This is a genomic window from Streptomyces sp. NPDC058457 (genome assembly GCF_042720695.1).
Classification (GTDB): Bacteria; Actinomycetota; Actinomycetes; order Streptomycetales; family Streptomycetaceae; genus Streptomyces.
This window is the reverse complement of sequence record NZ_JBHXLU010000042.1, coordinates 1-18,112: the sequence shown is the minus strand read 5'-3', so window position 1 is coordinate 18,112 and position 18,112 is coordinate 1. Positions and strand designations below refer to the sequence as shown.

The 18,112-nt window shown below is 72.5% G+C and carries 19 protein-coding genes and 1 pseudogene; 9 read left to right on the top strand and 11 right to left on the bottom strand.

Features of this window, described 5'->3' with window-relative positions; translation table 11 throughout:
• Positions 1 to 14: 14 nt before the first annotated feature.
• On the bottom strand, positions 15 to 692 hold the full coding sequence (locus tag ACFWPS_RS28875; protein WP_383709766.1) for an alpha-ketoglutarate-dependent dioxygenase AlkB family protein: 678 nt from the start codon (positions 690 to 692) through the stop codon (positions 15 to 17).
• Positions 693 to 760: 68 nt separating this feature from the next.
• Here ACFWPS_RS28875 and ACFWPS_RS28870 point away from each other — a divergent pair, with 68 nt between their 5' ends.
• Positions 761 to 1,891 (top strand): methyltransferase, encoded by a 1,131-nt coding sequence (locus tag ACFWPS_RS28870; protein ID WP_383709890.1) that lies wholly within the window; start codon positions 761 to 763, stop codon positions 1,889 to 1,891.
• Here the strand turns inward: ACFWPS_RS28870 and ACFWPS_RS28865 are convergent.
• Together ACFWPS_RS28865 and ACFWPS_RS28860 are read right to left on the bottom strand one after the other, a co-directional pair.
• Positions 1,878 to 2,750, bottom strand: a complete 873-nt coding sequence (locus ACFWPS_RS28865; RefSeq protein WP_383709764.1) for a ketose-bisphosphate aldolase — start codon at positions 2,748 to 2,750, stop codon at positions 1,878 to 1,880. The genes ACFWPS_RS28870 and ACFWPS_RS28865 overlap by 14 nt on opposite strands.
• Positions 2,751 to 2,752: 2 nt before the next feature.
• Positions 2,753 to 3,646, bottom strand: coding sequence for an SIS domain-containing protein (locus tag ACFWPS_RS28860; RefSeq protein ID WP_383709761.1), 894 nt, complete (start codon positions 3,644 to 3,646; stop codon positions 2,753 to 2,755).
• 132 nt (positions 3,647 to 3,778) lie between these two features.
• Here ACFWPS_RS28860 and ACFWPS_RS28855 point away from each other — a divergent pair, with 132 nt between their 5' ends.
• Complete coding sequence (locus ACFWPS_RS28855; protein ID WP_383709760.1) at positions 3,779 to 4,558, top strand: DeoR/GlpR family DNA-binding transcription regulator; 780 nt, start codon at positions 3,779 to 3,781, stop codon at positions 4,556 to 4,558.
• 30 nt (positions 4,559 to 4,588) lie between these two features.
• On the opposite strand, the gene ACFWPS_RS28850 is transcribed toward ACFWPS_RS28855, so the two are convergent.
• The 3 genes from ACFWPS_RS28850 to ACFWPS_RS28840 all read right to left on the bottom strand — a co-directional run bounded on the left by ACFWPS_RS28850 (position 4,589) and on the right by ACFWPS_RS28840 (position 6,792).
• A complete protein-coding gene (locus ACFWPS_RS28850; protein ID WP_383709757.1) occupies positions 4,589 to 4,984 on the bottom strand; it encodes a luciferase family protein in 396 nt (131 codons plus the stop codon).
• A 204-nt stretch (positions 4,985 to 5,188) separates the two neighbouring features.
• Positions 5,189 to 6,118, bottom strand: a complete 930-nt coding sequence (locus ACFWPS_RS28845) for a carbohydrate kinase family protein (protein WP_383709755.1) — start codon at positions 6,116 to 6,118, stop codon at positions 5,189 to 5,191.
• Complete coding sequence (locus tag ACFWPS_RS28840) at positions 6,115 to 6,792, bottom strand: class II aldolase/adducin family protein (RefSeq protein WP_217544821.1); 678 nt, start codon at positions 6,790 to 6,792, stop codon at positions 6,115 to 6,117. Before ACFWPS_RS28840 ends, ACFWPS_RS28845 begins: the two co-directional genes overlap by 4 nt.
• A 57-nt stretch (positions 6,793 to 6,849) precedes the next feature.
• On the opposite strand from ACFWPS_RS28840, the gene ACFWPS_RS28835 reads away from it, so the two are divergent.
• Positions 6,850 to 7,572: a TetR family transcriptional regulator gene (locus ACFWPS_RS28835; RefSeq protein WP_383709752.1), complete on the top strand. Its 723-nt coding sequence runs from the start codon at positions 6,850 to 6,852 to the stop codon at positions 7,570 to 7,572.
• Here the strand turns inward: ACFWPS_RS28835 and ACFWPS_RS28830 are convergent.
• The 3 genes and pseudogenes from ACFWPS_RS28830 to ACFWPS_RS28820 form a co-directional block, all read right to left on the bottom strand.
• Positions 7,523 to 7,954, bottom strand: coding sequence for a cupin domain-containing protein (locus ACFWPS_RS28830; protein WP_383709749.1), 432 nt, complete (start codon positions 7,952 to 7,954; stop codon positions 7,523 to 7,525). The genes ACFWPS_RS28835 and ACFWPS_RS28830 overlap by 50 nt on opposite strands.
• A gap of 47 nt (positions 7,955 to 8,001) precedes the next feature.
• Positions 8,002 to 8,826, bottom strand: a complete 825-nt coding sequence (locus ACFWPS_RS28825) for a phosphoenolpyruvate hydrolase family protein (RefSeq protein WP_383709746.1) — start codon at positions 8,824 to 8,826, stop codon at positions 8,002 to 8,004.
• 86 nt (positions 8,827 to 8,912) lie between these two features.
• Positions 8,913 to 10,099, bottom strand: a pseudogene (locus ACFWPS_RS28820) (Tm-1-like ATP-binding domain-containing protein).
• Positions 10,100 to 10,594: 495 nt separating this feature from the next.
• Between ACFWPS_RS28820 and ACFWPS_RS28815 the strand changes: the two are divergent.
• Positions 10,595 to 10,885 carry a hypothetical protein gene (locus ACFWPS_RS28815; protein WP_383709743.1) on the top strand — a complete coding sequence of 97 codons (291 nt, stop codon included), beginning with the start codon at positions 10,595 to 10,597 and terminating at the stop codon, positions 10,883 to 10,885.
• 119 nt (positions 10,886 to 11,004) lie between these two features.
• On the top strand, positions 11,005 to 12,207 hold the full coding sequence (locus ACFWPS_RS28810; RefSeq protein WP_383709740.1) for an MFS transporter: 1,203 nt from the start codon (positions 11,005 to 11,007) through the stop codon (positions 12,205 to 12,207).
• Positions 12,208 to 12,280: 73 nt separating this feature from the next.
• Here ACFWPS_RS28810 and ACFWPS_RS28805 read toward each other — a convergent pair whose 3' ends face one another.
• On the bottom strand, positions 12,281 to 14,026 hold the full coding sequence (locus tag ACFWPS_RS28805; protein ID WP_383709737.1) for an alpha/beta hydrolase: 1,746 nt from the start codon (positions 14,024 to 14,026) through the stop codon (positions 12,281 to 12,283).
• Between the two features lie 122 nt (positions 14,027 to 14,148).
• On the opposite strand from ACFWPS_RS28805, the gene ACFWPS_RS28800 reads away from it, so the two are divergent.
• From ACFWPS_RS28800 to ACFWPS_RS28790, 3 genes are read left to right on the top strand one after another with little or no spacing between them, the layout of a single operon-like run.
• Positions 14,149 to 14,457, top strand: a complete 309-nt coding sequence (locus ACFWPS_RS28800; RefSeq protein ID WP_383709733.1) for an arginine deiminase family protein — start codon at positions 14,149 to 14,151, stop codon at positions 14,455 to 14,457.
• A 13-nt stretch (positions 14,458 to 14,470) separates the two neighbouring features.
• The gene (locus tag ACFWPS_RS28795) at positions 14,471 to 15,175 is read left to right on the top strand and encodes a CPBP family intramembrane glutamic endopeptidase (protein WP_383709730.1); all 705 of its coding nucleotides are present in this window, start codon (positions 14,471 to 14,473) and stop codon (positions 15,173 to 15,175) included.
• Positions 15,176 to 15,213: 38 nt separating this feature from the next.
• Positions 15,214 to 15,948, top strand: a complete 735-nt coding sequence (locus tag ACFWPS_RS28790; RefSeq protein WP_383709727.1) for a maleylpyruvate isomerase family mycothiol-dependent enzyme — start codon at positions 15,214 to 15,216, stop codon at positions 15,946 to 15,948.
• A 66-nt stretch (positions 15,949 to 16,014) separates the two neighbouring features.
• Here the strand turns inward: ACFWPS_RS28790 and ACFWPS_RS28785 are convergent, their stop codons facing one another.
• Positions 16,015 to 16,416, bottom strand: coding sequence for a MarR family winged helix-turn-helix transcriptional regulator (locus ACFWPS_RS28785; protein WP_383709724.1), 402 nt, complete (start codon positions 16,414 to 16,416; stop codon positions 16,015 to 16,017).
• Between the two features lie 86 nt (positions 16,417 to 16,502).
• Between ACFWPS_RS28785 and ACFWPS_RS28780 the strand changes: the two genes are divergently transcribed.
• Positions 16,503 to 17,978, top strand: coding sequence for an MFS transporter (locus ACFWPS_RS28780; protein ID WP_383709721.1), 1,476 nt, complete (start codon positions 16,503 to 16,505; stop codon positions 17,976 to 17,978).
• Positions 17,979 to 18,112: the final 134 nt, after the last annotated feature.

Here is an 18,112-nt window from a genome sequence, read left to right as displayed (position 1 = left end):
ACAGCCCCGCGCCCCTAAAGGGGCGCTACAGCCGGGGCACGTTCAAAGCCGCTTTCTCGCAGCGTGACGTTGAGGCGGCCGGTCAGGCCCAGCTCCGTGGGCCCCGTGCCCGGATACACCTTCGGGACTCCGTGATAGGCGAGCCTCGACTCGCCCCCGAACACGAACAGGTCCCCCGACCGCAGCTCCACGTCCGTGTAAGGCCTGCCCCTGCTCTCCGTGTTCCCGAAGCGGAAGACACACGTGTCCCCCAGGCTGAGCGACACCACCGGCGCGTCCGACTTCTCGTCGGCGTCGCGGTGCATGCCCATGCGGGCATCGGCGCCGTAGAAGTTGATCAGTGCGATGTCGTACGACAATCCGCCGGCCGCCTCCGGGCCCGCTGCGTCGGTCACCGCGCGGCGGCCCAGTTCGCCGAGCCACGCCGGGAACGGCTTCACGGGGCTGCCGTCGCCGTCGACGGCCGTGCGGGCGTAGGCGTACGGGTACCAGTGCCAGCCCAGGCAGACCTGGCGGGCGGTCATCGTGCCACCCCCGGGCGTGCGGACCGTGCGCAGGCCCGCCGGGGGCCGGGCCCAGTCGCGGCAGGCGGTGAGCAGCGCGCGCTGGCGGTCCGTGTCCAGCCAGTCGGGGACGTGCACGGCGCCCGGCGCGATGCGGGCGCGCGCCCTCGGGAACAGCTCATCCTCCATGCCCCCCATCCTGCCCGACCAGGCCTGAGCTGCGGTTCGGCTAGCCTGGAGGCACGATGAGCGACCGTATGACGACTGCCTGGGGCGAGTTCGAGCTGTCCCGCTTCCCGGAGGATCCGCGCGACCGGCTGCGTGCCTGGGACGCCTCCGACGCGTACCTGCTGCGGTATCTCGACCGGGAGCGGATCGGACTGTCCGGCACGGTCGTGGTGCTCGGCGACCGCTGGGGAGCGCTGGTCACGACACTGGCCGAGCACCGGCCGGTGCAGATCACCGACTCGTACCTGAGTCAGGAGGCGACCCGCGTGAACCTGGCGCGCGCGGGTGTCGAGCCGGGCGCGGTGCAGTTGCTGACCACCCAGGATCCGCCGCCGGAGCGGGTCGACATGCTGCTGGTGCGGGTGCCGAAGAGCCTGGCACTCCTTGAGGACCAGTTGCTGCGGCTGGCGCCCGCCGTGCACGCCGGCACGGTCGTGATCGGCACCGGCATGGTCAAGGAGATCCACACCTCGACGCTCCGGTTGTTCGAGCGGATCATCGGACCGACCCGGACCTCGCTGGCCGAGCAGAAGGCCCGGCTGATCCACTGCACGCCGGATCCGGCGCTCGCGCGCCCGGAGAATCCGTGGCCGTACAGCTACGCACTGCCCGACGGCATCGGCGCGGTCTCCGGGCGTACGGTCGTCAACCACGCGGGTGTCTTCTGCGCCGACCGGCTCGACGTCGGGACGCGGTTCTTCCTGGCGCATCTGCCCGAGGGGGGCCGCCGGATCGTGGACCTGGGGTGCGGGAACGGGGTCGTGGGTACGGCGGTGGCGCTGGCCGATCCGACGGCCGAGGTGCTGTTCGTGGACGAGTCGTTCCAGGCGGTGGCCTCCGCGGAGGCCACCTACAAGGCCAACGGGGTTCCCGGGCATGCCGAGTTCCGGGTCGGGGACGGGCTGGCCGGGGTCGCGGCCGGGAGCGTGGACGTGGTGCTGAACAACCCGCCGTTCCACTCCCATCAGGCGACCACAGACGCGACGGCGTGGCGGATGTTCACCGGGGCGAAGCGGGCACTGCGGCCGGGCGGCGAGCTGTGGGTGATCGGCAACCGGCACCTGGGCTACCACGTGACGCTGCGCCGCCTGTTCGGCAACAGTCAACTGGTCGCGAGCGACCCGAAGTTCGTGGTGCTGAAGGCGGTCAAGCGCGGGTAGTCCCGGCGGCACCCGCCAGCACACCGATGATCCTGGTCACCTCCCGGGCCATCGCCTCCCGGCCGACGCCGAGGTACGTACGGGAGTCGACAGCCTCGGGACGGTCCGCGAGGAAACGGCGGACGGACGCGGTCATCGCCATGTTGAGCGCCGTGCCGACGTTGACCTTGGCGATGCCGCCGGCCACCGCGGCGACCAGTCCCTCGTCGGGGACGCCGGAGGAGCCGTGCAGGACGAGCGGGACCGGCACGGCTGCCGAGAGGCGTCCGAGCAGGTCGTGGTCGAGGGCGGCGGTGCGGGTGGTCATGGCGTGCGCGCTGCCGATCGCCACGGCCAGCGCGTCGACACCGGTGGCCGCGACGAAGTCCCGTGCCTCGGCGGGGTCGGTACGTGCCCCGGGTGCGTGCGCGTCCAGTGCCGGCCGACCGTCCTTGCCGCCGACCTCACCCAACTCGGCCTCGATCCACAGGCCTTGGGCGTGTGCCCAGTCGACGGCGGCCGCGGTCGCGGCGAGGTTCTCGGCGTAAGGCAGCCGGGACGCGTCGTACATCACCGAGCTGAACCCGGCGGCGGGGGCCTGGCGGAGCAGGTCGTCGCCCAGGACGTGGTCGAGGTGCAGCGCGACGGGCACATGGGCGCGTTCGGCGGCTGCGGTGGCGGCGCGGGCCAGCGGGAGGAGCCGGCCGCGGCGGAACTTGACGGCGTTCTCGCTGACTTGGAGGACGACGGGCGAACCGGCGGCCTCGGCGCCGGCGATGACGGCCTCCACGTGTTCCAGGCCGATGACGTTGAACGCGGCGACGGCGGACCGGAGTTCGGCGGCCCGGGTCAGCAGTGCACCGGTGGCTGCGAGGGGCACGCTCACTCCTCGCCGGACGGGGTGAGGATCACCGAGCGGGTGAGATGGCGCGGCCGGTCCGGGTCGAGACCCCGGGCGGCGGCGACGGCGACGGCGAGACGCTGGGCGCGGACCAGTTCGGCGAGCGGGTCGAGGGCGCCCTGGATCCACAGTCCCCCGATGGCGCCGACCTGTTCGGCCAGTCCGGCGGGGGCCGGGCCGAACATCCAGGTGGCGGTGGCACGGGTGGTGATGCTGATCGGGCCGTGCCGGTACTCCATCGCCGGGTAGGCCTCGGTCCAGGACAGCGAGGCCTCGCGCATCTTGAGTCCGGCCTCGCTCGCGAGTCCGACGGTCCAACCGCGTCCGAGGAAGGTGAACTGGGCGCACTCGACCAGCCCCGGTGGCAGGGGAGTCGACAGTGCGGTGCGGGCGTCGGCGACCACGGCGTCGGTGTGCAGGCCGAGGTGGGCGCGGAGCAGGGTGAGCGCGCTGGTCGCGAACCGGGTCTGGACGACGGAGCGTTCGTCGGCGAAGTCCAGGACGACGAGGTCGTCGGCGGCCGACGTCACGGGGGTGCCGGGGTCGGCGGTGATCGCTGTGGTGCGCACACGTCCCTTCAACTCGCCCAGCAGGTCCAGCACTTCGGTGGTGGTGCCGGACCGGGTGAGGGCCAGCACCCGGTCGTACGACCGCCCGTGCGGGAACTCCGAGGCGGCGAAGGCGTCCGTCTCCCCGTGCCCCGCGGACTCGCGCAGTACGGCAGCGGACTGGGCCATGAAGTAGGAGGTGCCGCAGCCGACGATCGCCACCCGCTCGCCCGGGGCCGGGAGCGCGTGTGTCTGGCGGGTGGCCTCGGTGGCGGCTCGTATCCAGCACTCGGGCTGGCTGTTCAGCTCCTTGGCGGTATGTGACATACCACTGTCCCTCCCCTGGGCGACAACGTGATTGTTCTTGCAAGATAGAGCCATCTTTCAATCACAATCAAGCATTTCGCCCAAAGTCAGGTGCGCTAGGGTCACCGGAAGATCGAGGAACGGAGGCGGCGGATGTCGCGCGACGCCCGCTGGAAGGCACTGCTCGAGCTGCTGGTCGAGCGCGGCCGCCTTGACGTCGAGGAGGCGGCGGCCGAGCTGGCGGTCTCGGCGGCCACCATCCGCCGGGACCTGGACCAGCTCGCCGAGCAGCAGATGCTGGTGCGCACCCGGGGCGGCGCGGTGGTCCACGGGGTGTCGTACGAGCTGCCGTTGCGCTACAAGACGGCCCGGCAGGCCTCGGAGAAGCAGCGGATCGCCAAGGCGGTGGCGGACCTGGTCGCGCCGGGCGAGGCGGTGGGGCTGACGGGCGGCACGACCACCACGGAGGTGGCCCGTGCCCTGGCGGTGCGGGGCGACCTGGCCACCGGTGCACCGGCGCTGACGATCGTCACGAACGCGCTCAACATCGCCAACGAGCTCGCGGTGCGGCCCCAGTTCAAGATCGTGGTGACGGGCGGGGTGGCGCGCCCGCAGTCATACGAACTCATCGGGCCGCTCGCGGACGGGGTGCTGGGTCAGATCACCCTGGATGTGGCGGTGCTGGGGGTGGTCGGCTTCGACGTCACGCACGGGGCGTCGGCCCATGACGAGGCGGAGGCCGCGGTCAACCGGCTGCTGTGCGAGCGTGCGGCCCGGGTGATCGTCGCCGCCGACTCCAGCAAGCTGGGCGAGCGGGCGTTCGCCCGGATCTGCGCGGCGGAACTGGTGGACACGCTGGTCACGGACACGGCGGCGGCGCCGGAGGCGGTGCGCCGGTTCGAGGAGGCGGGGATCCGGGTCCTGACCGTGTGACGCCGTACGCCCCGGTGACCCCGCTCCCGGTCACATCCCGCTGGTGTCCGCGCTGACGAATCCCGCGCCCCGCTGGTCGTTGCAGCCGAACACGGGCCGGTCGGCCGGGTCGGGCCAGCTCTGGTGGGCCTGGAGGGCCACGCTCACCAGGGTGAGCAGCAGGTCGACGTCGCTCGCGGCGTCGAGGCGTATGGTCACCCACTGCGAACCCGGGACGATCCGGATCGCTCCCGTGCTCCTGAGGTCCTTGGCGAAGTGCCGGATGGCGTGGGCCGTCAGACGCAGGTCCACATCGCGCTCGGAGTGGAAGTGCGCGATCTCGCCCTCCACCGAACTCACGGCCTGCCCCAGACCGCAGCTGGGTACGGCCTGGGTCAGGTCGGGCCAGGTCGCCAGTTGCGCCAGAGCGCGCGAGGCCAACGTCATGGGGCCATCATGGCCCGCTCACTCTCCGGTAACCAACTAGCGAGCAGTTATTAACCGAGCTGTTGCCGGACTCTGTCCGAACACAGACGCCCGGGACGAGTGGATATCCGCAGGATTTCAGTGGTTCGAGGGACGGAAGGTACCTCTCGGGCGTCCGGGACGACCGTGGCCGACGTCACGTTCCACGCAGGTCCGACACCTCTCCTACGCACGCCTGGCGGCCGTCGCCGCGAACGCGTCGGCCGCGGCGAGGTCGAAGTCCCCGTGATCGCTGCCGAGGCCCTGGGCGACCAGTGCCGCCACGGCGTTGCCGAGGACGGCGGAGTCGTGCGGGGTGCGGCCCAGTCCGATGCCGTAGACGAATCCGGCCGAGAAGGCGTCGCCGCAGCCGGTGGTGTCCACGACGTCGACCTCGAAGGCGGGGACCGGCTCGGCGCCCTCGGCGGTGACCAGCAGCGCGCCGTCTCCGCCCCGGGTGACCGCGACCAGCCCGGCGCCGGCACCGACCAGCTTCTTCGCGCCCGCCACCAGGTCGTCCTCACCGGAGAAGCCGAGTACCTGGTCGTCGTTGGGGAGGAGGTGGTCGACGTACGGCAGCGCCGCCGCGATCTGCTCGAAGCTGCCGAGGACGCCGGGCGCGAGCAGGTCCACGGAGGTCGTCACGCCGTGCTCCTTGGCGAAGTGCAGGATGCGCGCGGCGACGTCGACACCGATCAACTCAGGCCCGCCGAGGTGGAGATGAGTGGCTTCGGCGAGGGCGTCCCAGGGCACGTCGTCGACGCCGTAGGTGATGTTGGCACCGAGCAGGTGCAGCGAGGGCCGGTCGCCGTTGGGACGGATGGGCAGCACGCTCGCCGAGGTGGCGGTGTCGGTGCGGCGGACGAGGAAGCCGGTGTCGATCCCGGCCTTGCCGAGCAGTTGGACCAGCATGTCACCGGTCGCGTCGGCGCCGATGGCCCCGGCGCTCCGCACGGTGGCGCCGAGCTTGGCGAGGCTGAGCGCGGTCCCGCCGGCGGTCCCGGCCGCGGTCATCCTGATGTCCTCGACCAGGGTGGCGCCCTGGCCCTCGGGTATCGCGTCCACCGGCCGGACCAGCACGTCCAGCACATGCACGCCCATCGTGACGACTCTCATGGCTTGCCCTCCTGCAGGGTTCGGGTGGTGCCGTAGTTCCGGGCGATCGCGGCCTCGATCACCGCGAGTTGCTGCCGCTCGTCCAGGACGCGGGGCGTCCCGAGGGCAGCCGCGTGCTGGTAGACACCGCAGGCCCATTCGAGCAACAGGGCGTTCTCTACGGCCTTGTCGAGGGTCGGGCCGACGGTGACCGAGCCGTGGTTGGCCAGCAGGGCGGCGCTGCGGCCGTCGAGCGCGGCGAGCACCGACTCGGCGAGTTCCGGGGTGCCGAAGGTGGCGTACGGCGCCACCCGCACGGTGCCGCCGAGGGCGAGCAACTGGTAGTGGATGCACGGCAGTTCGTCGAGGACGCAGGAGAGGGCGGTGGCCATCGGGGCGTGCGTGTGGACGACGGCACCGGCGCCGTAACGTCGGTAGACCCCTAGGTGCAGGTCGAGTTCGGAGGTCGGTTGCAGGGTCCCGGCGACGACCTTGCCGTCCAGGTCGACCACCGTCACCTGACCCGCGGTGAGTTGGGCGAGCACCGCGCCGGTCGCGGTGACCGCTACCCGGTCCCCCACCCGCACGCTGACGTTTCCCGCCGTACCGATGAGCAGGCCCGCGGCTCCCAGGCGACGGCAGACGTCCGCCACCGCCGCCCGCTCCTGGACCAGCGCGGAGCTTGAGTCCGTCATGGCCGCGACGCTAACCTAAACCTGAAACAAAGTCACGTTCAGATCCAGGAGCCGCGGGTGAGCGAGCCGACCGCCGAGGAGACCGGGGCCGTGCTGCGCCGGACTCCCCAACAGGCCCGCAGCAAAGCCCGGTTGGCGCGGGTGCTGAAGGCCGCTGAGCGCGTGCTGATCGCAGAGGGCGTGCCGGCCCTGACCACCACCCGGGTCGCGGCGGAGGCCGGGGTGTCGGTCGGCTCGCTGTACCAGTACCTGCCCGACCGGGACGCGATCATCGACGCGCTGGCGGCGACGTACTTCGCCCAGCTCGAAGCGGTGATGGAGGAGTTCGTACGCAGCGCGGCGACCGAGCGCTGGTCCGACCCGGTCGGCGTGCTGATCGACACCTACGCCGGGCTCTACCGCACCGAACAGGGCTTCCGCGCCCTGTGGTTCGGCAGCGGCCTGACCGACCGGACCCGGGCGGCGGACCGGGAGCACAAGCGCCGGATGGCCGACGGGGTGCGCCGGGTGCTGCTCGCGCTCGGCATCGCCGATGACCCGGAGGGGCTCGGCCGGGCCTGCCATGCCGCCGTCCTCGCCGCCGACGCGCTCGCCCAGGAGGCCTTCCGCCGCGACGCCGAGGGCGACACGGCCCTCCTCGACGAGGCGAAGGTCATGCTGCGCGGCTACCTCACGGCAGTCGCCGGGAGGCGGGGGCAGCGGGACGGCGGTGCGGTGGGCGCCGCTCCGCTCAGCGGGCCCGCTCCCAGACCGGCTGAACGCCCGGAGTCAGCGCGGTGAAGTCGGGCAGCTCCCGCAGGGCCAGCTCGGCGCCGCCCGGTGTGTAGACCGCGATGACGCGCAGCTGCCGCCAGCCGGTGTTGAAGGTGGAGTGCAGCGTTCCCCTGGGCACGTGGACGAAGTCCCCCGCCGCCACCGGGAACTCCCCCGAGTCACCGACGGTCTGGACGCCCTCGCCGTCGATGAAGTAGAGCATCTCGTCGGAGTGCGGGTGTGTGTGCAGATCGTGTCCCTTGGTGGGGTTGATGATCACCTCGCCCGCGGTGAGCGGCGCCCCGGGGAACAGACCGGCGCTCACTCCCCACTTGATGCTTCCCCAGTCGAAGACCTCGGTCGGCAGTTCGGAAGGCCCGGTGCGGGTCCTCGCCTCGGATTCGCTCACGGTTCCTCTTCTCGTCGGCGGCGTCGCAGTCGTGGATGTCGTAGGACTCATCGGAAGCTGATCGACTTGAAGTCCTCGGTCTGCCTGCGGATACCGGTCTCCGTGGGCAGGCGTTCGATCGAACTGGCGCCGAAGAAGCCCACGACTCCGTCCGTCCGCCAGAGGACGTACTGTGCGTCCGCGGGTTCCGCGATGGGGCCGCCGTGGCACAGCACGAGGATGTCCGGGTTGACCGCCACCGCAGCATCCCGCATCGCCTGGATGCGGGTGACGCACTCGTCGAGGGTGAGCGCGGTGTGGGCGCCGATGGTGCCCTTGGTGGTCAGGCCCATGTGCGGGACGAGGACATCGGCACCGGCCTCGGCCATGGCGGTGGCCTGGCCGGCGTCGAACACGTACGGCGCGGTCAGCAGGCCGCGTTCGTGAGCGGCCGCGATCATCTCGACCTCCAGGCCGAAGCCCATCCCGGTCTCCTCCAGGTTCTGGCGGAAGACACCGTCGATGAGCCCGACCGTGGGGAAGTTCTGCACACCGGTGAACCCGGCCGCGTTGACCTGGTCGAGGAAGCGGCGCATCACCCGGAACGGGTCCGTGCCGTTGACGCCCGCGAGCACGGGGGTGTCCTTGACCACGGGGAGCACCTCGTCGGCCATCTCCATGACGATGGCGTTCGCGTCGCCGTAGGCCAACAGGCCCGCGAGGGAGCCCCGGCCGGCCATCCGGTACCGCCCCGAGTTGTAGATGATCAGCAGGTCGATGCCGCCCGCTTCGGCGGACTTCGCGGAGAGGCCGGTACCGGCACCGCCGCCGATGACCGGCCGTCCTGCCGCCACGGTCTTCCGCAGCCGTTCGAGTGCCGTGCTCCGGTCCATGTTCACGTCCTTTCCATCCGCCCACGGGCGCGCGTCTTCGCCCACCCACGGGAGCGGGTCGGGGTCCTCACCGGTTGTCGGGGTCCTCACCGGTCGGAGGTGATCAGCCGGTGCAGCCGCCGGGCGGCGGCGCGCCCGAACCCGGGGTCGTTGATGTGCTGATCCACCTCGATGATCTCGGCCGACGACCCGGTGAGCGCCTCGCGCAGCGCCGCGAAGAGCTCCGCGTCCGCCGTGGCGTCCCGGAACGGGCCGTCCTCCTTGTCGATACCGCTCACCCCGCGCAGCGGGAGGAAGAGCGCGACCGGTCCGTGGGCGCGGGACAGCTTCGTGCCGATCCGCCGGCCGAGTTCGGCGTTCTCCCCCGAGTGGTCCGCATCAGCGTGACCGTCGGGTTGTGGGTCAGGAAGCTCCGGTCGTCGAACCCTCGGGGGACCGTCTCCCGCGGCCCGAAGCTGACCATGTCGAGTGCCCCGAGCGAGACGACCTGCGGGATGCCCCGTTCACCGGCCGCCTCCAGCCGGTGCGGGCCCGCGCTCAGCACCCCGCCCACGAGGTCGTCGGCGAGTTCCGTGGTGGTGAGGTCGAGCATCCCCGTGAGCCGGCCGTCGCGCGCCAGTTTCTCCAGGGCGCGGCCGCCGGCGCCGGTGGAGTGGAAGACGAGCGGTTCGTAGCCGAGGGCGGTCAGCTCCGCCCGCGCCTCGTCGGCGGCCGGGGTGGTCAGGCCGAACATCGTCACCCCGCCCAGGGGCCGCGGCCCGCCGGCCGGTGCGGTACGACGGGCTTCCTGTGCCTCGGCCATCGCGGCGATCGCGGCGGCGGCGTTGCCGAAGACCTGTCCGGAGACGGAGTTGATCCCGGCGACGTCCACCACCGAGTGCATGAGCGTCACGTCGCTCTCGCCGACGTACGGCGAGACATCGCCCGAGGCCATCGTGGAGACCAGCAGTTTCGGTACCCCGACCGGCAGGGCGCGCATCGCCCGGGACGCGACCGACGAGCCACCGGAACCGCCGACGGCGAGCACACCGTCCAGCCGGCCCTCCGCGTACAGGGCGAGGACCACCGAGGCGGCACCGGAGGCCATCGCCTCCATGGCCGCGCCCCGGTCACCGGCCTCCCGCAGCACCGTGAGGTCGGCGTCGCCTGCCCGGGCGACCGCCGAGGAGGTGACGTCCGCGGCGCACTCCGAGAACACTCCGACGTCGGTGCTCGCCCCGTGGGCGCGCACCCGGTCGGCGATCCAGGCGTACTCCTCGCCCTTGGTGTCCATCGTGCCGATGAGAACGACCGTGGCCATCGTGCCTGCCTCCTGCTCTCCTTCGAACCCTGTGCCAGGAATTGTTGCGGGGTGGGAGCGTGGCGTGTGGTCCACTTACGGCCGAGTGGACCAAGGCCGAGTGGACCAAGGCCAGGTGGACCAAGGCCAGGCCGGGTGCACCAGGACCTGGTGGCGAGGCCGGGTGGACCGAGCCGGGAGGTGGGCGGTCGATGCGGACGGACCAGGACGCCGAGCGGGTGGCGCGGCTGCTCGGCGTGTGGCGTGGCGAGGCGTCGGTGAGTGTCCCGCTCCGGGGCGCGCTCGCCGAGCTGATCGACGGCTCGTACCTGCCCGCCGCCCCGGGAGATCATCGGACGGCTCGCCGCACTGCGCGGCGGCATCGACCTCGGCGGCCCGGTCGCCGACCGGCTGGCGGCACTGCTCCTGCTGCCCCGGGCCGACCGGCAGCGCGCGCTGCGCCGCGAGTTCCTGGCCCGGCAGTTCGCGGTGACCGAAGAGGTGCTCCGTACGGAGCTGCCCCACTGGCGGTGGAGCACGCCGGTGGGCGGATCGGGTCTGTGGACCGACACCGGCCGGGACGCCGTGGCCCTCGCGCAGAATGCCCTGGCCCGCGGCATCCGGCTCACCGCCGGTCCGGCCTTCTCGCCGCACGGCGGGCACCGCACCTTCGTACGACTGCCCGTATGGCACCCCCAGTCCCGCTTCGCCACCGCGGCCCAGCTCCTCGCCGCCCTCCAGGGCACCCGTTCTCCGTACCGGACCACGTCGTCCACCTGATCGCAGCGCCTCCCCCTGGTCACGCGGATCTCCTTCCACCGATAGCCGGGGCGGGGACAAGCCCGCCCCCGCCGCTCGCCGCCCTTGTCCCAGCCCCGGCCCTCACCTAGCCTGAGTTTGTGCCGCTGATAAACAAAACCCGGACGCACAACGTCGTGCCCGGCAACGCCCTCACCCGACTCCGCATCGCCCTGACCGTCTTCTTCGCCATGGACGGCTTCATATTCGCCGGATGGGTCGTCCGTATCCCGGCCATCAAGGAACAGACCGGCGCCTCGGCCAGTGCCCTGGGACTCGCCCTGCTCGGCGTCTCGGCCGGAGCCGTGATCACGATGATGTTCACCGGACGGCTGTGCCGCCGCTACGGCGCCCACCCCGTGACCGTCGTCTGCGCCGTCCTGCTCTCCCTCAGCATCGCCCTGCCCCCGCTCACCCACTCGGTCCTCGCCCTCGGCGCCGTACTGCTCGTGTTCGGCGGCGCCTACGGCAGCATCAACGTGGCCTTCAACAGCGCCGCGGTCGATCTGGTACGAGCCCTGCGCCGCCCGGTCATGCCCAGCTTCCACGCCGCTTTCAGCCTGGGCGGCATGACCGGCGCCGGCCTGGGTTCACTGATCGCCGGAGTACTGACCCCCACGCAGCACCTGCTCTGCCTCACCGCGATCGGCCTGCTGGTCACCCTCTTCGCAGGCCGCACTCTCCTCCGTACCCCTCCTCCCACCACTCCCGACGACAACGCACCGCAGGCCGCATCCACGCAGCACCGCCCGGCACCCCGAACCCGTCTGCTCGTCGTCACGTTCGGTCTGATCGCCCTGTGCACGGCCTACGGTGAGGGGGCCATGGCCGACTGGAGCGCCCTGCACCTGGAGCAGGACCTCGGCGCCGCACCCGGCGCGGCCGCCATCGGCTACTCCTGTTTCGCCCTCGCCATGACCGTCGGCCGGCTCAGCGGCACCCGGCTGCTCGAGGTCCTGGGACAGACCCGGACCCTGGTGTTCGGCGGCACGACCGCCGCGATCGGCATGCTGCTCGGCGCACTCGCCCCGGCCCTGTGGGCGGCCCTCCTCGGATTCGCGATCACCGGACTCGGCCTCGCCAACCTCTTCCCCGTCGCCGTCGAGCGCGCGGGCAGGCTGGCCGGCCCCGACGGAGTCGCCATCGCCTCCACCTTCGGCTACGGCGGCATGCTCCTGGGGCCACCCGCCATCGGTTTCATGGCGGACTGGATCTCCCTCCCCACGGCCCTCACCACCGTCGCCGCTCTCGCCGCCACCGCCGCGGTCATCGCACTCCTGACCCGGCACACGGCAGGGCACTGACCGAGGGCTCCGCCCGCCCCGCCGTGTCGTCCGGGCCTTGGTCCACGCCCTCGACGACAGCCACGGGGGCGCCTCAGTCCAGCAGCCCCGGTTCCCGTACCGACTCCAGTACCCCGGCGAGTCTCTTCGTGTCAGCGGCCGTCCATTCCGGTGGACTCGTGATCTCCGCCCACGCGCTCGTCGGCAGGGTCCCGTACCGGTGGCCGAATCCGTCGGGCACGCTGTCGGCGCCGGCCAGGTCACAGGCCACCTGCCAGAACGTCAGCAGCGGATACCACTGCATCGCCGGTGAGACGTCCCGGGCCCGCGGCCGGTCCAGCCAGTCCGGCTTGCGGAAGGCGAGGTCGGGCGACCACCAGACGACCGGGTCGGAGCCGTTCTGGAGGTAGACCGCGCGGGGCTCGCCCCAGGGCGCGGCCGGGATGCCGTAGTCCGCCGGGACCTGCGCGAAGCGCACATGCGCCCCGTCGTCGACCACGGGCCGCCATTCGGGGCTGCCCGGCTGCCGCTGGGCGGTGACCTTCATCCACAGCGGGTTGTCGTAGGTCGGCCCGACGAACAGCGCGCCCCCGGTCTCCGCGACGAGCGTGGACAGGGAGCCGTTCAGGGCGGACTCCATGGAGAAGGAGCCGAGGCTCTCCCCGTAGACGAGGAGCCGGGGCCGGGAGCCGGCGGGGAGCGTCCGCCACTTGGCGTAGACGGCGTCGAAGAGGGCACGTCCGGTGTCGGCGGCCTCGTCCTCGGTGAGCGCGGAGACCCAGCTGGGCAGATAGGAGTACTGCATGGCGACCTGCGCGGTGTCGCCGCCCCACATGTACTCCAGGGGCTTGCTGCCCTGGTCGTTGATCCAGCCGGTGCCGGTGGTGCCCATGACGGCGAGGACGCTGCGGGAGAAGCCGCCGGTGCGTTCGAGTTCGCGTACGGCGAGAGCGGCGCGTTCGTCGAGGCTGTCGGCGGAGCGCAGGCCGACGTAGACCCGTACCGGATCCTCGGCCGGGCGGCCGGTGAAGGCGGCGATGTCGGCGCGGGGCGTGGCCGTGCCGACGAAGTCGCGGCCCTTGGCGCCCAGCGTGTCCCAGGGTGCGGCGGAGTCGGGGCTGCCGGAGAGGGTGGGCAGGCCGGGCTGGTGGACGCCCTTGGTGGTGCCCTGGTCGGCGAGGGACGCGGCGCTCTCGATCGCGTCCAGTGCGGCGCGCAGCAGGAAGCCCTGGACGACTCCGACGATCACGAACGCGGCGAGGGCGACCCCGGTGGCGTACGCGACGGGGCGCGGCAGGTGGGCGCCGAACGCGCGGGCTGCGAGGCGGGTGCCGAGCCGTACCGTACGGCCGGCCAGGAGCAGCAGCGTCCCGACCAGCGCGGCCACCACCGGGACGAGCGCCCACTGCCACCAGACGATGTGCGGGGGCAGGGTGACGGCCCGGCGGACCTGCCCCTCCCAGCGGACGCTCCAGGCGGTGACGGTGACCACCGCGGCGGCGCCCAGCACGGCCAGGGCGGCCCAGAGGGTACGGCGGAGCCGCGGGCGGATGCGGGCGCCCGCCCAGCGCAGCAGCAGCCGGGCGAGGGTCTCCAGTACCGCGCCGACGGCGTAGCCGACGGTCGCCGAGACGCCGGCCGCGAGTCCCTGGAGCCACCAGGCCCGTGGGAGCAGGGACGGGGTGAGGGACAGGCAGTAGCACAGGACCGCCACCGCGATCCCGCCCCAGCACGGCCGCCGCCGGACCACCCGGTCGGGGCCCGCATACCGGCGCACCCGCTCCGCCGCCCGCCTGGTCCATTCCTTCGCACGATTCAGAGCCCTGCCCGCACCGCTCACTTGGCCACCTCGGCACCACGATCGGCCACCGCACCCGCGGCCGCATCCGGAAGATCCTTCAGGACCGCGCTCCCTTCCGGGAAAAGGTGCAAAGCCTCGCGGGGTATCCCATCGTGGTGGACATGGCCCAGGCCCGGACGACCGAGAATCCCCGCTCCGCACTGCCCGCGGCCGCACCGCCCGCGGCCGGACCGAGGCCGCCCACGCCGACCGCGCTGCTGGTCGGCTCGACGGCCGGTGCCGGGGTGTTCGCCTTCCCCGGGCCGGATCCGGGCGTGATCGTCACCCACCGCCGCAACACCCGGACCGGCACCCCGCTGCGGAAGCCGGGCTTCGAGGTGGTCACCGTCGTCGGCGCCGAACCGGGCCGGGGGCGCGGCGGCGGGCGCCGCACGATCTGCCCGCCGCCGCGCGACCCGGCAGGGTTCTGACCCCCCGCCCGGCATGCCGCTCCCCCGGCTCCCCACCCGTACCGCCGTGGCGGCGGTGGTGGCCGTCCTGGTGCTGGCGAATCTGCTGGACAACCGCTGGGCCGGCTCCTGGATCCTGCTCACCGCGGCCGTCGCCTCGGCCGTCCTGGTGGGGCTGCTGTTCTGGGCCGGGGGCAGCTGGTCGGAGCTGGGGCTGGGCCGGAACACCCTTGCGGACGGGGTGCGTTGGGCGGCGGCCCTGATCGGGATCGTCGCGGCGGTCTATCTGTGCGCGGCCCTGCTGCCGGTCACCCGCGGGCTGTTCGCGGACCAGCGGACGGACGCGCTGAACGGCTCGGAGATCGCCTTCAAGGCGCTGGTCGCGGTGCCCGTGGGGACCGTGCTGCTGGAGGAGACGGCCTTCCGCGGGGTGCTGTTCGCGCTGCTGTGCCGCCTGCGCACGGCCACCACGGCGGCCGTCCTCTCCTCCGTGCTCTTCGGCCTCTGGCACATCCTGCCCTCGCTGAACCTCAACAGGGACAAGCCGACGCTGGGTTCGCTCTTCGGGCACTCGGTCGCCGGGGCGGTCCTGGTGGACATCGGCGCCGTGCTGTTCACGGCCGTGGCGGGCTGCCTGCTGTGCTGGCTGCGGGATCGCAGCGGCTCCCTGCTGGCGCCGATGGCCCTGCACTGGGCGGTCAACGCCCTGGGCTACGCGGTGGGGTTCCTGCTGCGCTAGCGGCAATCTCCATGGCGCGTATCCGGCAGACTCACGGCATGGAGACTGCCGAGTTCCTCGAGATCCTCGACCGGGAGGGCCGGTTGCTGGCCGCGGCCGCCCTGGAGGCGGGGCTCGACGCCCCGGTGCCCGCCTGCCCGGACTGGCAGGTGCGCGACCTGCTGCGGCACACCGGCACCATCCACCGGTGGGCCGCCGGTGTCGTCGCCGACGCCGAGACCTCGCCCCGCCCGATCCCGGACCCGCCGGGCATCGACGGCACCGAACTGACCGCCTGGTACAGGGAGGGCCACCGCCGGCTCGTCGACACCCTCGGCGGCGCACCGCAGGACGTGACGTGCTGGACCTTCCACCCCGCCCCGGTCCCCTCCCCGCTGGCCTTCTGGCTCCGCAGGCAGGCCCATGAGACGACCGTCCACCGGTACGACGCCGAGGCCGCACGGGGCGGCCCGGCGTCCCCGGTCGGCACGGACTTCGCGGTCGACGGCATCGACGAACTGCTGCGCGGCTTCCACGCCCGCGCACGCAGCCGGGTCCGCAGCGAACACCCACGGGTACTGGGGGTGCGCACGGTGGACGCGGACGGGGCATGGACGGTGCGGCTGTCGGCGCGACCGCCGGTCACGGAACTCGGCACGCTCCGGGGCGCGACCGCCGAACTCTCCGGTCCCGCCGACCAGCTGTACCTGGCCCTGTGGAACCGGGTGCCGGTGCCGACGGTGACCGGCGACCCGGAACTGGCCGGCCTCTGGCTGACCAACTCCGGTATCTGACCGCCCGGTTCGGCAACCGCCCGGCGGTCCGCGGCACCCCCGGCGGTCCGCCGCGACCGGCCGGGCTCAGCCGGATCCGGCGGCCAGCATCCGGGTGAGCACCGCGCGCTGCACCGGCAGCACCTCGCCGTGCAGCGCGCGCCCCTTGCCGGTGAGCGCCACCCGAACGCCCCGCCGGTCCTCCGGGCACATGGCCCGCTCGACCAGGCCGTCCTTCTCCAGGCGGGCGATCAGCCGGGAGAGCGCGCTCTGGCTGAGGTGCACCCGCTCGGCGATCTCCTGCACCCGGAAGCTGCAGGCGCCGTCCGGCGCCGGACCGTCGGAGAGCAGGTCGAGGACCTCGAAGTCACTGGCGCACAGGCCATGGCCGTGCAGGGCACGGTCGAGCTCGCACTGGGTGCGGGCGTGCAGGGCCAGGATGTCCCGCCATTGCTCCACGAGCGCCTGCTCGGGCTTCGTCGCCGCCATCCGGGCACCGTAGCAGAGAAACGAGATTGTTGCATCGTAATTAAATGCTCTTGCATTCGATGCATGTGCATGTACTGTCTGGGGTCATGACCTCTCCGCTCACCGCCCCCGCTTCCGAGGGACGCTGGACACCCCGGCTCTGGGGCACTCTGCTGGTGCTCTGCGCCGCCATGTTCCTGGACGCGCTGGATGTGTCGATGGTCGGCGTCGCCCTGCCGTCGATCGGCTCCGACCTGCACCTCACCACCTCGACGCTGCAATGGATCGTCAGCGGCTACATCCTGGGCTACGGCGGCCTGCTCCTGCTCGGCGGCCGCACCGCCGACCTCCTCGGCCGACGCCAGGTGTTCCTCGTGGCCCTCGGCGTCTTCGCGCTCGCCTCGCTCCTCGGCGGCCTGGTCGACTCGGGCCCGCTGCTGATCGCCAGCCGCTTCATCAAGGGACTCAGCGCGGCCTTCACCGCGCCGGCCGGACTCTCGATCATCACGACCACGTTCCCGGAGGGCCCGCTGCGCAACCGCGCCCTCTCCATCTACACCACCTGCGCAGCCACCGGCTTCTCCATGGGTCTGGTGCTGTCCGGCCTGCTCACCGAGGCCAGCTGGCGCTTCACCATGCTGCTGCCCGCCCCCATCGCCCTGATCGCGCTCGTCGCCGGACTCAGGCTGCTGCCGCGCAGCTCCCGCGAACGCGACCACAACGGCTACGACATCCCCGGAGCGGTCCTCGGCACCGCCTCGATGCTGCTCCTGGTGTTCACCGTCGTGGAGGCCCCGCAGGTCGGCTGGGCGTCGGCCCGCACCCTGCTCTCCTTCCTCGCGGTCGCCGTCCTGCTCACCGTCTTCGTCCGGGTCGAACGCCGCTCCCCCGGCCCGCTCATCCGCCTCGGCGTGCTGCGCTCGGGCAACCAGGTCCGCGCCCAGTTCGGCGCGATCGCCTTCTTCGGCTCGTACGTCGGCTTCCAGTTCCTGACCACCCTGTACATGCAGTCCGTGCTCGGCTGGTCGGCACTTCACACCGCCCTGGCCTTCCTGCCCGCGGGCGCACTGGTGGCGGTGTCGTCGACCAAGGTCGGTGCGGTCGTGGACCGCTTCGGCACCCCGCGGCTGATAGCGGCCGGCTTCGCGTTCATGGCCCTCGGCTACGCCCTGTTCCTGCGCGTCGACCTGGACCCGGTCTACGCGGCGGTGATTCTGCCGTCGATGCTGCTGATCGGCGCCGCCTGCGCCCTGGTCTTCCCGTCCCTCAACATCCAGGCCACCAACGGCGTCGACGACCACGAGCAGGGCATGGTCTCCGGGCTCCTCAACACCTCGGTGCAGGTCGGCGGTGCGATCTTCCTGGCGATCGTCACGGCCGTGGTCACCGCGGGCGCGCCCGCCCACGCGACCCCGCAGGCGGTGCTCGACAGCTACCGTCCCGGGTTCGTGGTGGTCACGGGCGTGGCCCTCGCCGGGCTGCTGATCACGCTCACGGGGCTGCGGGCCCGGCGTCCGCAGGAGACCGTCGTGATCGCCAAGTCCACCTCCCTGGAGGCGGAGCGCGTGTCCGTACGCGACTGAACGGGGACGCCTGCGAACGTGGGCCCGGGCGGGGGGGGGTTGAGCCCGGGGGCCGCGCGGGGGTGAAGGGGGTGTGGCGGGTGAAGGGGGGGGGGGGAGGCAGGGCGCTCCGGGAGCGATCGACGGAGATCAAG